The organism is Agromyces sp. Y558 (assembly GCF_059445415.1).
The window spans coordinates 1,700,345-1,712,917 of sequence record NZ_JCAIUH010000001.1; the positions used below are offsets into that span (position 1 = coordinate 1,700,345).

General features: G+C 67.4%; 15 protein-coding genes. 7 read left to right on the plus strand and 8 right to left on the minus strand.

Features of this window, described 5'->3' with window-relative positions:
* Positions 1-151 precede the first annotated feature (151 nt).
* Entirely contained in the window at positions 152-745 is a 594-nt protein-coding gene (locus tag AC1C2T_RS07930; RefSeq protein ID WP_495384879.1) for a carboxymuconolactone decarboxylase family protein, read from the plus strand.
* Positions 742-1,617 (plus strand): RNA polymerase sigma-70 factor, encoded by an 876-nt coding sequence (locus tag AC1C2T_RS07935; protein WP_495384880.1) that lies wholly within the window; start codon positions 742-744, stop codon positions 1,615-1,617. Before AC1C2T_RS07930 ends, AC1C2T_RS07935 begins: the two co-directional genes overlap by 4 nt.
* A gap of 48 nt (positions 1,618-1,665) precedes the next feature.
* Here AC1C2T_RS07935 and AC1C2T_RS07940 read toward each other — a convergent pair whose 3' ends face one another.
* Complete coding sequence (locus AC1C2T_RS07940; protein WP_495385406.1) at positions 1,666-3,672, minus strand: acyl-CoA dehydrogenase family protein; 2,007 nt, start codon at positions 3,670-3,672, stop codon at positions 1,666-1,668.
* A 255-nt stretch (positions 3,673-3,927) separates the two neighbouring features.
* Between AC1C2T_RS07940 and AC1C2T_RS07945 the strand changes: the two genes are divergently transcribed.
* Positions 3,928-4,278 (plus strand): metallopeptidase family protein, encoded by a 351-nt coding sequence (locus AC1C2T_RS07945; RefSeq protein ID WP_495384881.1) that lies wholly within the window; start codon positions 3,928-3,930, stop codon positions 4,276-4,278.
* Between the two features lie 17 nt (positions 4,279-4,295).
* Here AC1C2T_RS07945 and AC1C2T_RS07950 read toward each other — a convergent pair whose 3' ends face one another.
* The 3 genes from AC1C2T_RS07950 to AC1C2T_RS07960 form a co-directional block, all read right to left on the minus strand.
* Positions 4,296-4,868: a dienelactone hydrolase family protein gene (locus AC1C2T_RS07950; protein WP_495384882.1), complete on the minus strand. Its 573-nt coding sequence runs from the start codon at positions 4,866-4,868 to the stop codon at positions 4,296-4,298.
* A 73-nt stretch (positions 4,869-4,941) separates the two neighbouring features.
* Complete coding sequence (locus tag AC1C2T_RS07955; RefSeq protein WP_495384883.1) at positions 4,942-5,532, minus strand: hypothetical protein; 591 nt, start codon at positions 5,530-5,532, stop codon at positions 4,942-4,944.
* Positions 5,533-5,724: 192 nt separating this feature from the next.
* The gene (locus AC1C2T_RS07960; RefSeq protein WP_495384884.1) at positions 5,725-6,327 is read right to left on the minus strand and encodes a TetR/AcrR family transcriptional regulator; all 603 of its coding nucleotides are present in this window, start codon (positions 6,325-6,327) and stop codon (positions 5,725-5,727) included.
* A gap of 59 nt (positions 6,328-6,386) precedes the next feature.
* Between AC1C2T_RS07960 and AC1C2T_RS07965 the strand changes: the two genes are divergently transcribed.
* Together AC1C2T_RS07965 and AC1C2T_RS07970 are read left to right on the plus strand one after the other, a co-directional pair.
* Positions 6,387-6,911 (plus strand): tryptophan-rich sensory protein, encoded by a 525-nt coding sequence (locus tag AC1C2T_RS07965; protein ID WP_495384885.1) that lies wholly within the window; start codon positions 6,387-6,389, stop codon positions 6,909-6,911.
* Positions 6,908-7,426, plus strand: a complete 519-nt coding sequence (locus AC1C2T_RS07970) for a nitroreductase family deazaflavin-dependent oxidoreductase (protein ID WP_495384886.1) — start codon at positions 6,908-6,910, stop codon at positions 7,424-7,426. The genes AC1C2T_RS07965 and AC1C2T_RS07970 overlap by 4 nt, the downstream gene beginning before the upstream one ends.
* 152 nt (positions 7,427-7,578) lie before the next feature.
* On the opposite strand, the gene AC1C2T_RS07975 is transcribed toward AC1C2T_RS07970, so the two are convergent.
* Together AC1C2T_RS07975 and AC1C2T_RS07980 are read right to left on the minus strand one after the other, a co-directional pair.
* Complete coding sequence (locus tag AC1C2T_RS07975) at positions 7,579-8,370, minus strand: aminoglycoside adenylyltransferase domain-containing protein (RefSeq protein ID WP_495384887.1); 792 nt, start codon at positions 8,368-8,370, stop codon at positions 7,579-7,581.
* A gap of 41 nt (positions 8,371-8,411) precedes the next feature.
* Positions 8,412-8,588 carry a hypothetical protein gene (locus AC1C2T_RS07980; RefSeq protein ID WP_495384888.1) on the minus strand — a complete coding sequence of 59 codons (177 nt, stop codon included), beginning with the start codon at positions 8,586-8,588 and terminating at the stop codon, positions 8,412-8,414.
* A 210-nt stretch (positions 8,589-8,798) separates the two neighbouring features.
* Here AC1C2T_RS07980 and AC1C2T_RS07985 point away from each other — a divergent pair, with 210 nt between their 5' ends.
* A complete protein-coding gene (locus AC1C2T_RS07985; protein WP_495362033.1) occupies positions 8,799-9,080 on the plus strand; it encodes a helix-turn-helix domain-containing protein in 282 nt (93 codons plus the stop codon).
* Complete coding sequence (locus AC1C2T_RS07990; RefSeq protein ID WP_495384889.1) at positions 9,073-10,311, plus strand: type II toxin-antitoxin system HipA family toxin; 1,239 nt, start codon at positions 9,073-9,075, stop codon at positions 10,309-10,311. Before AC1C2T_RS07985 ends, AC1C2T_RS07990 begins: the two co-directional genes overlap by 8 nt.
* Positions 10,312-10,332: 21 nt before the next feature.
* Here the strand turns inward: AC1C2T_RS07990 and AC1C2T_RS07995 are convergent, their stop codons facing one another.
* Positions 10,333-11,253, minus strand: coding sequence for an SDR family oxidoreductase (locus AC1C2T_RS07995; RefSeq protein WP_495384890.1), 921 nt, complete (start codon positions 11,251-11,253; stop codon positions 10,333-10,335).
* A complete protein-coding gene (locus AC1C2T_RS08000; RefSeq protein WP_495384891.1) occupies positions 11,250-12,425 on the minus strand; it encodes a Fic family protein in 1,176 nt (391 codons plus the stop codon). Before AC1C2T_RS08000 ends, AC1C2T_RS07995 begins: the two co-directional genes overlap by 4 nt.
* Positions 12,426-12,573: the final 148 nt, after the last annotated feature.

Sequence of the window (12,573 nt, forward strand, 5' to 3'; positions counted from 1 at the left end):
CTGGCGTAGTTGCCGGTGCTCAGATGCTGGAACGGATCGATCTCGGAGAACGCGACGCGGTGCGGGTGGATGTCACATCCGTCGGCCGGCCGGTGTCTCCATGTCGACGGGGAGAACGTACCGCCCGTCGATGACACCTCTGGAGGACACGATGACCACCGACACCCGCATCCCCCCGACCGAAGTCACCGGTCTGTACGGCGCGCTCGTGAAGTTCGGCGCCCGCAAGATGATCGGTCAGGTGCCCGACTCGCTCGGCGTGCTGTGGCACCACCAGCGCGTGATGAAAGACGCGATGGGCATCGGCCAGAAGGTCTTGCGCTGGAAGGAGCTCGACCCCAGCCTCGACTCGTACGCCGTCATGGCCGCAGCAGCGTACGTGGGCTGCAGCGCCTGTCTCGACCTCAACTACTTCATGGCGCACAACGACAAGCTCGACGAGGCGAAGGTGCGCGAGGTGCCGCGCTGGCGCGAGGCATCCGTCTTCTCGCCACTGGAGCGCAGCGTGATGGAGTACGCCGAGGCGATGAGCCAGACCCCGCCCGCGGTGACCGACGAGCAGTCGGCCGCGCTGCTCGACGCGCTCGGGCCGGCAGCGCTCATCGAGCTCACCGCCCGGGTAGCGTTCATGAACATGAGTGCGCGCATGAACATCACGCTCGGCATTCGCTCGGAAGGGTTCTCCGACTCGTGCGGTTTGCCCCCGCTCGCGTCCCGGCCGGCTGACGTAGGCTCGGCGGCATGACCGACGATCCGTTCGTCACCCACCGCAACCTGCTCTTCACGGTCGCGTACGAGATGCTCGGCTCGGCGGCCGACGCCGAAGACGTGCTGCAGGAGTCATGGCTGCGCTGGGCGGATGTCGCACGCGACGAGGTGCGCGACCCGCGCGCCTACCTCGTGCGCATCGTGACGCGGCAGGCGCTGAACCACCTGCGCACGGTGGCGCGCCGCCGCGAGTCGTACGTGGGGCAGTGGCTGCCCGAGCCGCTGCTCACGAGTCCGGATGTCGCCGACGATGTCGAGTTGGCCGAGAGCGTCTCGATCGCGATGCTCACCGTGCTCGAGACGCTCGGGCCGACTGAGCGCGCGGTGTTCGTGCTGCGCGAGGTGTTCGACGTGCCGTACGACGAGATCGCGGTCGCCGTCGACAAGTCGCCGGCGGCCGTGCGGCAGATCGCGCACCGGGCGAAGGACCACGTCGCCGCGCGTCGGCCGCGCATGGACGTCGTGCGTTCGGAGCACGAGGAGGCGGTCGAGCGATTCGTCGCCGCCCTGAATACGGGCGATTTGCAGGGGCTGATGGACGTGCTCGCACCCGACGTGGTGTCTGTCGCCGACGGCGGCGGCAAGGTGAAGGGCGCCGCACTTCGACCGATCATCGGCGCCGACCGCATCGCGAGGTACCTGGTCTCCGGGCTCGCGAAGTACCCCGGTGTGTTCGTCGCCTCTCCGACGTGGCTGAACGGGCAGCCGGGCATCCGGGTCGACTTGGACGGACAGGTGGCGGGGGTCGTGAGCCTGACCGTCGAGGGTGGGCGGATCACGCGCATCTTCTCGATGGCGAACCCCGACAAGCTGGGGTGGCTGGGGGCGGAGGCCGAGCTGGCTCGGTGACTCGCGACGAGACTGCCGATGCGGAGTTTCGCAGCTCCCTCGACGGGACTACGACTCCTTCGTCGGCCGGATGACGCGGCGTGCGACGTTCTCCGTCGCGTCGGCGGGCAGCTCCTCGGTGATCCACGGACCGGTGCCCTCACTGGGATCGATGATGCCTTCCTCGAGCCAGGTGTAGCGGCCGTCGAGCACTCGGGCGGCAAGGCGTTCGTCGGCGGAATCGGTGTTGTGCCACAGGGCATCCAGCAGTAGTTCGGTGCGATGGCGGGACTGCTCGGCGAACGTGTCGGCGAGCTGGTATGCGGCCTTGCCCCGCTCTGGCGAGTCGGCGGCGATCATCGCCGCGCGCACGCACGAAGCCGACACGGCGAACAGTTCGGCGCCGATGTCGACGACGCGGGCGAGGAACCCCTGCTTGCGTTCCAGGGCGCCTTGCCAGCGCGCCATCCCGTAGAAGGTCGCGCGCGCCAACTTGCGGCTGGTGCGCTCGACGTAGCGCAAGTGCGACGCGAGCGCCCCGAACTCGTCGTACGACGTCGGCAGGTCGCCCTTGCCGGCGACCAGCTGCGGAAGCCAGCGGGCGTAGAACCCGCTGGCGGAGGCGGCGGCCTTCAGCTTGCGGGAGACGTCCAGATGCGGATCGATCAGGTCTCCGGCGGCCGTGAGATGCGCGTCGACGGCCTCCCGCGCGATGAGCAGGTGCATGATCTCGGTCGAGCCCTCGAAGATCCGGTTGATCCGCATGTCGCGCAGCACCTGTTCGGCGCCGACGGCGCGTTCGCCGCGGGCGGCGAGGGACGCCGCGGTCTCGAACCCGCGGCCGCCGCGTATCTGTACGAGCTCGTCGGCGATGCGCCATCCCATCTCCGAAGCCCACATCTTGGCGAGCGCCGCCTCGATGCGGATGTCCTTGCGGTCCTCGTCGGCGAGCACCCCCGACAGGTCGACCACCGCCTCGAGTGCGAACGTCGTCGCGGCGATGAAGGCGATCTTGTGTGCGACTGCGGCGTGCTCGCCGACCGGTCGCCCCCATTGCACCCGCTCCTGCGACCACTCGCGTGCGATCTTGAGGCTCCACTTGCCGGCGCCGGCGCAAATAGCGGGGATCGCCAACCGGCCGGCGTTGAGGGTGGTCAGCGCGATCTTGAGGCCCTGGCCCTCGCGGCCGATCAGGTTCTCGCGCGGCACGCGCACACTCTGCAACGAGGTCAGCCCGTTCTCGATGCCGCGCAGCCCCATGAACGCGTTGCGGCGGTGCACGGTGATGCCGGGAGAGTCGGCTTCGACGATGAACGCGCTGATGCCGCCGCGGTGTCCGTCGGACTCGGGCACGCGCGCCATCACGACGAGCAGCTCGGCGACGACCCCGTTGGTGGTCCACAGCTTGGTGCCGTCCAGCACGTACGCCGCGTCATCCTCGGTCGGTACTGCTGTGGCCCGCAGCCGTGCAGGGTCCGAGCCGACCTCCGGCTCCGTCAGCAGGAAGGCGCTGATCGCGCCCTTCGCGCAGCGCTGCAGGAACTGCCGCTTCTGCTCTTCCGTGCCCGCGAGCACGAGCGGCTCGGGCAGACCGACGGACTGGTGCGCCGACAACGCCGCGCCGAGGCTGGCGTTCACCGACCCGATCATCACGAGCGCGCGGTTGTAGTAGAACTGCCCGAGCCCGAGGCCGCCGTACTCGACCGGGATCTTCATCCCGAATGCACCGATGTCGGCGAGCGCCTGGAAGGTCTCGTCGGGGATGCGCGACTCCCGCTCGATGCGCGCCACGTCGACCGCGCGCAGGAGCGACTCGAGCTCAGCGAGGAACCTCTCGCCGCGCTCGCGGCGGCCAGGGGCGGGTCGGGGGTGCGGATGTATCAGCGACAGGTCGAACTGCCCGAGGTAGAGGCCCCGTGCGAAGCTCGGCTTGCGCCAGTCCTGCTCGCGCGCTGCCTCGGCAACCGCGCGCGACTGCTGCTCGTCGATCTCGCCGACGGGGGAGCCGGTGGGCTCAGAGCGCTCAGGGCGCTCAGAGCGCTCAGAGCGCTCAGGGGAATCAGAAGACTCAGGGATGCTGCTCACGCGAACCTCCTCGTTGCGCCACGTCTCCCGCTCCCAGCCACCGGGTCGAGTCGACCCGCTGGGGCGTTCCCCTGGCGGGTCGTCACATCATCGACTGCAACCGCTGTGTGGCGCGCTGGTTATCGCTCAGGTATACGCCCCGCGGCCGCGGTGCGTCAACGCGCCCGACCTCGCGAGATCACGCCGAGGCCGAGCACGCCCGCGAGCCCCGAAGCAAGGGTGCAACTCCGAGCGCACAATTGGCACGTGGTGGAGATCTCCGATGACGACTTCGAGCGACTGGTCGCCGACGAGTTCGACGCGCTCCCCGACGACATGGTGCGTGGGGTCGAGAATGTTGCGATCATGATCGAGAACCAGCCGGTGGGGGAGCGCCCGCGGCTCTTCGGCCTGTACAGCGGGCATCCGCTGACCACACGCGGGGTCTACGGGTTCGGTGAGCTTCCCGACCGCATCACGTTGTACAAGAACAACCTGACGGAGCATAGCGCCGACCTCGAGGCGCTGCGCTCGCGGGTGCACATCACGCTCGTGCACGAGATCGGTCACTACTTCGGGCTCGACGATGCTCGGCTCCGCGAGCTCGGCTGGGCGTAGGGCGCCGCACCGCACCGTCAGATGCGCGCGAGGAACTCGAGCACGCGCCGCAGGAGGAGCTCGGTCGCGCCCTCGTCGTAGCTCGGCAGGCTGGAGTCCGCGAAGTAGTGCTGGTCGCCGGGATAGAGGAAGAGTTCGGCGTCGTCGGCGGATTCGACGAGCTCACGGGCGGCGTCGACGTCGCCTTCCTCCATGAAGATCGGATCGGCGTCCATGCCGTGAATCTGCACCGGGACGCCGGCCGGCCACGCGCCGAACTCCGCGGGCGGAAGGCACGAGTAGAAGAACAGCGCGCCCTTCGCACCGGGGCGGGTCTGGGCGAGCTTCTGCGCGGGCACGACCCCGAGCGAGAATCCCGCGTAGACGAGCCCGCTCGGCAGCGCCTCCGCCGCGCGCTCGCCGCGCGCCATGATCTCGCCCCATCCGACCGCGTTGGCGTATCCGACGCCCTCTTCGATCGAGGCGAATGTGCGCCCTTCGAACAGATCAGGCGTGTGCACGGCGTGGCCCGCCTGGCGCAATTCGTTCGCGAAGGCGTGCAGCCCCTCGGTGGGGCCGAGTGCGTGGTGGAAGAGCAGTACCTCTGACATCGTGATTTCCCCGTTCGCCGAGCGTTCTCCGGTTCCGATCGAGAAGCTACTCGCTTGATCAGACGATGTCGACTCAGGCCGGGTCGATGCGCAGCACCGTCGCCGATTCCCCGATGGTGAGGTCGTCGATGACGCGGATGCCGCGCGCGAGCTCGTCAACGGCTCCGATGACGGTGCCGAATCGCTCGCGATCGTTGCACACGGCCGTCACGCTCACGAAGTGCGAACCGAGATCCCACGTGTACGTTGCGAACGGCGGGCGGCCGCCCGGCGGCAGTGGCATCGCGAGCTTCTCACCGACGCCGAGGTAATTGGCGCGGAACTCCTCGGTGTCGTCGTACTCGATCGGCATCGATGCCCGCGCCGTCCGCAGCTGCGGTGTCGCTTCCTGCACCTGCGCCATCACGACGAGCAGCTCCGGCTCCGCCTTCCAGACCCACACGAGTACCCGGCCCGCGGCCTTGCGCATCAGGAACGGAACGGCCTGACTCATCGCCCAGGCGCTGAAGCCGCTGCCCGCGCCGGGCGGTGCGGCGTCGGGTCCCTTGGCCTGCGACAGGAGCATTGCGATCGCCGCCTTGCGGTGGCGGCGGCCGCGGAATCCGAGGGAGTCCGTGATGGGCACCCACTTGGAGAGATCGGGCTCTGCGTGAAGTCGGGGCACGCATCCAGCCTACGAGTCGGCGCTGACCCGCAAGGCCCGTCACCCGCCTCCAGCTTGTGTTCCCTGAGCTTGTCGACTGTTCCCTGAGCTTGTCGACTGTTCCCTGAGCTTGTCGAAGGGAGGCGCCACGACTGAGCGCTACAACGCTGCAGCCCGTCCGACGCTTCGGGGGAGTCCTCGCTCTGCGAGACCTCAGGCCCAGATCCGGCGCAACGGGGCGAGGCCATCCTCGACGTACTCGGCGATCGGGCGGGTGCCGCCGTCTTCGAACCACGCTTCGAGGGCAGCGAAGTAGCCGAATGCGAGCGCATTCGCCGCAACGTGCGCTTGCGCCGGAGTCAGCCCGCCCTCGGTGGCCAGCAGAGGCGCAATGCGCTGGGCGGCTTTGTCGAGCGATGCGGTGGCTGCCATCCGCACCGACGGTTCCGTGAAGAAGTAGCGCACCCTGCGCCACGGGCTCGCCTCGAGGGACCCGGTGATGGTCGTGGCGCTGGTCGTCGTCTTACCGGGAGCGGCTTCGTACCGGCGGACGACGTGCACGAGGCTCTCGACTGGATCGGTCGGATCGAAGATGCCTGCGAGGGACTCAGGGCTCATGCTGTCGAACTCGTCGGCGACGAGCAGACCCTCTTTGGTACCGAAGTAGCGGTACACCGACGAGGGCGACACCTCGGCCGAGGCCGCGATCTCTTCGATGGTCACGGCGTCGAATCCGCGTGCATCGAAGAGGTCGAGGGCGCGTTCTTGAATGGCCGTTCGGGCGCTTCGCCTCCACTGCTCTCTGAGTCCTGCCATACGGCGACGCTAGCAGGTCACTGTCTGGTTGCTTGCGGCTATCTCAAAACCTTTGTACAGTGACGGTCTATAAGACAGTGACTTTCTCAAATGAAGGTTTGCACGACACGCAAGGGATGGAAATGACCACGCAAACGATGACCCCGTCGAGCACGACCCGTTCTGGAGCGATTCCGGTGATGTGGGCCGGCTTGGTGCTCACGATCGCAGTGACGGCCTACGCATTCATCGATCGCGCGACGACGCAGGTGCTTGCCGCCCACATCCGCTCGTCGTACCCAACGCTTGATGCAGGAGCGATCGATGCCGCGGGTTCGGCCTATCTGGCGATCCTGACGACCGTCGGCGTGCTGGGCGTGGCCGGCTGGCTCGTCACGATCTGGTTCACCCGAACCGGCCGGCGCGGAGTGGGCTGGCTGGCCAGCGGACTCGTGCTCGTCGCGGTGGTGATCGCGGCCGCAGCGCTCACGGTCGTCGACACCTCGGGGGATGTCGGGTTGGCTCCGTTGCATGGCTGGCTGCAATTCGTGCCGATCGCCGCGGGGGTCGTGGCGGTGGTGCTGCTGAACCGAAAGCGACCGTGACCGCGACGGCCGCGCTCCGAGTGGCCGTTGACGCCGTGGCCGGCTGGCTCGGCGCTCTGAAACGCAGGATGTACCGGCGCGGCCGGCCGGCCGGCGTGATGCGATGGTGGAATCGGCTCGACGCAGTGCTCTACTCGAAGGGGCTGGTGTGGTCCGACCGCACCGCCGTGCTGAGAGTCCGCGGTCGGCGCTCTGGCCTGATGGCCGACGTGCCGATCGTGGTGATCGGGCTCAACGGCTCCGAATACGTGGTGTCGATGCTCGGTCCAATGGTGAATTGGGTCCGCAACGTCGAGGCTGCGGACGGACAGGCGGTGCTCGTCCGACACCGTCAGGAGGAGGCTGTGCGACTCGAGCTCGTGCCGGTGAGGGAGCGGGCCCCGATCCTCCGCCGCTATGTGGCGATCGCGCCGGGCGCGCGTCCGCACATCGGGTGCGAGACGGACGCCCCGCTCGCAACATTCGATCGTCTTGCCGAGGCGCACCCGGTCTACCGGGTCACCCCGAGTCGGTGAGGTCGTCGATCGGGATGGGCCGGCATCGTGTCACCTCCAGTATTCGATTGATCTAATCAATACGCTTCGCACTGCGGTACATCCCCGATCTCGAGGGGGCCAGACCTCCTCGCACCCGCCATGCGCGCAGGTGTTCGGTGATCTGTGAACCGCTACGCGTTCCCGTCGGTCGTTGCGAGTTGCTGCGCCTGCGTCGCCAACGCGTGAGAGAGCGCGGTGACCTCGTCGCCGAGGCCAGTCCAGTCGTCGACCGCCTCACCGAGGTAGCCGGCCCGTGCGCGCTCGAGGAGCGCCCGTTCCCTCGGCTCCAACGTGGCCGAGACCGATGCAGCGGCGACATCCTTCGGCACGATCTCACCGGTGCGGAGCGTCGTCACGATACGGGCGAAGGCGAGCAGCGTGTTCCGCTCGTCGCCGCCGATCTCCTCGAGGATGTCGGGGATGATCGCGAGCATGGCTTCGCGCAGCACTGCGGGCGCCACGGGGTCGACGGCTTCGGTGAGCGGGCGGCCGCGCAGTACCCGGTGCGCGGTTTGCGCCGTCGCGAGCAGGATCGGCACGTCGGGGTCAATGGTCGGCTCCAGAGTCTGCCCATCGAGGATGTCGGCCCGCAGCCATTCGCCGAACTGGAAGTCGTGTGCGGCAGGCTCCGGGCCGCGGCGATCGTCGTCGATGACCACGCATGTCAGTTCGAGTGGGCGGCCGCGACTGCCGTCCGACAACGTGCGCGTATGCGCCGATCCGCTCGAGGCACCGAGCAGCACCCGCGTGAGCGCCCCGCGCTCTTCGGCGGTGAGCGAGCGGCGCGCCAGGACGAGGATGTCGATGTCGCTGTCTGGGCGGAGACCGCCCGACACGGCCGAGCCGTACAAGTAAACGCCAACGATCTCACCGGGACCGGCCTCGTCGAGATGGTTCAGCACGGGTTCGAGCAGCTCCTCCATGCCGCCACGCTAGCAAGGTGGGCCGTCGCAACAGTGTGGGCCTAGCGACTGACCCGCAGGTCCTTCCACCCGAACCCGCCGGGCTCGGGCAGGCTCTCGCGGATCTGCTCGGCCGTGAACCTGCGCCGCGGCCGCAGGTCGTCGGGCACGGATGCCGCGGGCGGCGCGGCATCCGTCACGCCTTCAGCGAGCATGCGCACCTGGGCTTTCGCCTTCATGGTCACTCGGTGACCTGTGCGAGCGGTATTGCGCCGATGTTCCCTGAGTCCGTCGAAGGGCGCGGCATCCGCCCGTCGATCGCGGCGACGAGGATGTCGGCGAGGTCGTCGATCGGGATGGGCTGACTCCGATAGTGTAGTCAGGCCAGTTGACTCCGAAATCGTAGTCACGTAGCATGACTACGATTTCCACGTCAGCGAGGTGAAGCCATGTACACAGGCAAGGTCACGAGCCCCGATTCGCTCGGGCGCATCCTGCAGCAGGCGCGGCTGCTCAACGGCCTGACGCAGCGCGAACTCGCCGAGCGGCTCGGCACGACCCAGCGCTACATCTGGGAGATCGAGGCAGGCAAGCCGTCGATCTTCGTCGACCGTCTCTTCGCGATGATGCGCGAGACCGGCGTCGAGCTCACCGCGACGATCACCCCCGCCGAATCGATCGTCCCGAGCGATTCCCCTGAATCCCGTGGTGAGGTCGACGACCGTGGCTGATCTCGTCGTCGAGTTGTATGGCGTACCCGTCGGGGTACTGACCGGCACGTGGCGCACGTTCGACTTCGTGACCGATCCTGCCGCCGTCGCGACGTTCGGCCTCGACAGTCCGGTGCTCTCTGTCTCGATCCCGCTCGCCGCAGTGCCGACTCGCGCGCGCAAGGCTCGGCGGCAGGCCTTCTTCCGCGAACTGCTTCCTGAGGGGCGAATGCTCACCCGTCTGGCTCACGAGGCGGGCATTGCAGAGCAAGATGTGATCGGCATGCTGCGCCGATACGGTCGCGACGTCGCTGGAGCCCTGCAGATCTGGGATCCGGAGGTGCCGGGTGAGCCGCGCCAGCCATCGATCGAGGCCCTCTCGACCGCTGATGTCTCCGAGTTGCTCAGCCATGTGCAGGAGAATCCGCTCGGGAACAAGCCGATCGGCGGCAAGACCTCGTTGGCGGGTGTGCAAGACAAGATCGTCCTCGTCCGTGACGGCAAGGGATGGAGCCGAGCGCTCGACGGCTTTCCCTCAACGCACATCCTGAAGCCCGAGTCCCGCGAACTCCCGACCGTGATCTTCGACGAGGAGTACGGTGCTCGCCTCGCTCGCGCGGTCGGTCTGCTGGCCTACGAGACTGGCATCGAGGAGTTCAACGGGGTCGCGGCGCTCGTCATCGAACGCTACGACCGGGCGCCGGATGCCCCGCAGGCGCGGGTGCACCAGGAAGACTTCAATCAGGCTCTCGGAGCGGTCGGCATCGAGAAGCACCAGCGATACGGCGGTCGAACGAGCCTGGCGCGCATGGCTGCCGTGCTTTCGACGGTCGCTGACCGCGCATCGATGACTCGACTGCTGCGCCTGGTGGTGCTGTCGGTTGCCGTGGGCAACCTCGACCTGCACGCGAAGAACGTCTCGCTGCTGCATCCGATCGACGGCTCGATCATGCTCGCACCCGCCTACGATGTGGTGCCGCAGGTGCACCAGTCGAACGACGGCGAGCTCGGGCTCGCGGTCGATGGCGAGTATCGGCATCGCGTGATCACGCGCGAGCATCTCATCTTGGAGGGGCGCGGGTGGGGGCTCCGCGACGCCGAAGCGGTCGTCGACGAGACGCTGGCGTCAGTGCTCGAAGCGGTGGATGTCTCGGTGCCGCATCCGCGTGCCCATCCCGGTCTGGTTGACGAGATCCGGGCATTCACGACGAACCTGATCGAAGGGCGTGGCGCCGGCGAACCGACCGCCTGACGCGTGCGCGGTCGGCCGCGTTCAGCGGCTGACCCGCAGGTCCTTCCACCCGAACCCGCCCGGCTCGGGCAGGCTCTCGCGGATCTGCTCGGCCGTGAACATGCGCCGCGGGCGCAGGTCGTCGGGCACCGATGCTACGGGCGGCGCGGCATCCGTCACGCCCTCGGCGAGCGTGCGCACCTGGGCCTTCGCGACGAGCGGCACTTTCATGGTCCACTCGGTGAACTGCGCGAGCGCGTACTGCGCCCACACCGGCCACGGCACCACGACCACGCGACGGCCGAGAACGGATGCGACGCGCCGCACGACCTTCGAGAGCAGGAGTTGCTCGGCGCCGACGACGGCATAGGTGCTCCCTGAGCTTGTCGAAGGGTGCGCCATCCGCCCGTCGACTGCGGCTTGAAGGATGTCGGTGAGGTCGTCGATCGGGATGGGGCGGATGGGTTTCTCGCGGAAGCCCACGGTCGCGAACACCGGCAGGGTCTGCACGGTGCGGCTGAGGTGGTCGATGAGGTGGTCGCCGCGGCCGTAGATCATGCCGGCCTTGAGGATCGTGTAGTCGAGACCCGAGTTACGGATCAGCTCTTCGGCCGCCCATTTCGACTCGTGGTACGGCGATCCGCAGTCGGGCCGGGCCCGCAGGAAGCTCAGCATGATGATCTTGCGCACGCCGGCGCGCTTGGCCGCTTCGATCACGTTCGCGGTGCCGTCGATGTGCACTCGCTGGTAGGTCTGGTCGCCGATCTCGCGGTTGATGCCGGCGCAGTGCGCGACGACCTCGCACCCCTCGAACGCTCGCGTCAGCGCGTCGACGTCACTGGTGTCGACGCCGGTGCGGCGAGAGATGACGACGGATGCCTCGGGCCCGAGCCGTTCGGCCAGGTGGCGTCCGACGAATCCGGTGCCACCGGTGATCGCGGTGCGGGGGTAGGTCGCGGTCATACCGACTCCTTCAGAAGCGGTGGCAGGAATCCTGCCCGGTCGAGTTCACGGATCAGGAAAGGCGTCAACTCATTCGGACCGAACGAAACGAAGTATGAACGACCACCGACATGTGTCGGCCTGAGCAGCCCACGATCGAGCAACGGCCGCAACGCATGACTTCTGATCGACGGGCTGCCCGGGAGCAGATGCTCGAGCTGGCCCGCCTTGACCAGCTCCTGATCGAACGTGAATAGCATCACCTCGCGTTCCCGCGCGGAGATGCCTCCAGAGCGCACGAATCGTTCGAGGGCGGGTGCGATGAGCTCTTTCCGCACGAACTCGATGTTCTGCAGGCGGTGCAGTCGGCGCAGGTCGGTGAGGAGCCCGCTGATGAAGAACTCGCACCACGCGATCGTGCCGGCGTCGCTGAGATCGTCGGCCGCCGCGAGGGCGTCGTAGTACTCGGCGCGCGATACCCCGAACACCGCGGTGGGGTTGACGGCGCGAAGACCGATCGGGCTGACGAATCCATGGCGGCCGAGCATGGCGTAGCTGAGAAGGCGCGAGACGCGCCCATTGCCGTTCTGGAATGGATGGATCCAGAGGAAACGGTGGTGTGCGATGGCGACGTGCAGGAGCTGCTGATGCGTCTGCACTGGCCGGTTCACGAACTCGAGGAATCGGTCCATCTCACTCTGTACCGATTGCGCGAGCGGCGGTCGATGCGTTGCCTCTTGGATCGCGACATCGCGATTGCGATAGGCGCCCGGTCTCGGGTCGCGTTCGCGGATGAGTCCGTCAACCGCTCGGCGATGCAGCTCACGCACGAAGGCATGTGTGATCGGTCGGACGTGGTCGGTCTCGTCGATGAACTCCATGACCTCGTTGAGGTTCAGGATCTCGCGAACGGTCTCATCGACCTGGTCGGGCTCGGTCTCTGCGGCTTGTGCCCCGGCGATCGCGTCGAAGATCGTCGTGCGATTGCCTTCGATGCGCGCGGAGATCATGCTCGAGAGAAACTGGAAGAGCCCGTGCAGCTCATGGAAGACCTGGGCGGGGGTCGTTCCGACGCCGATCTCTCCTCGCAGTCGTTCGAGTTCGACAACGGCGGCAGCGAGTGGCGAATCGAATTCGAAGCTCGGAAACGTGAACTCATTGTTGCTCGACTCGATGCGAGTATTTGCGGCCATGATGGTCCGTATTTTACGTCAAAGTGCTGGATTCGGCTAGATTCCGCGGGTCTGCACCGATCGAATGGTCTAGAGATTTGCGATTCAGAGGTGCGTGATTCCAGCAATGAATCGCTTGGAGCATCCGGAATCCGGAGTATGAAGATCG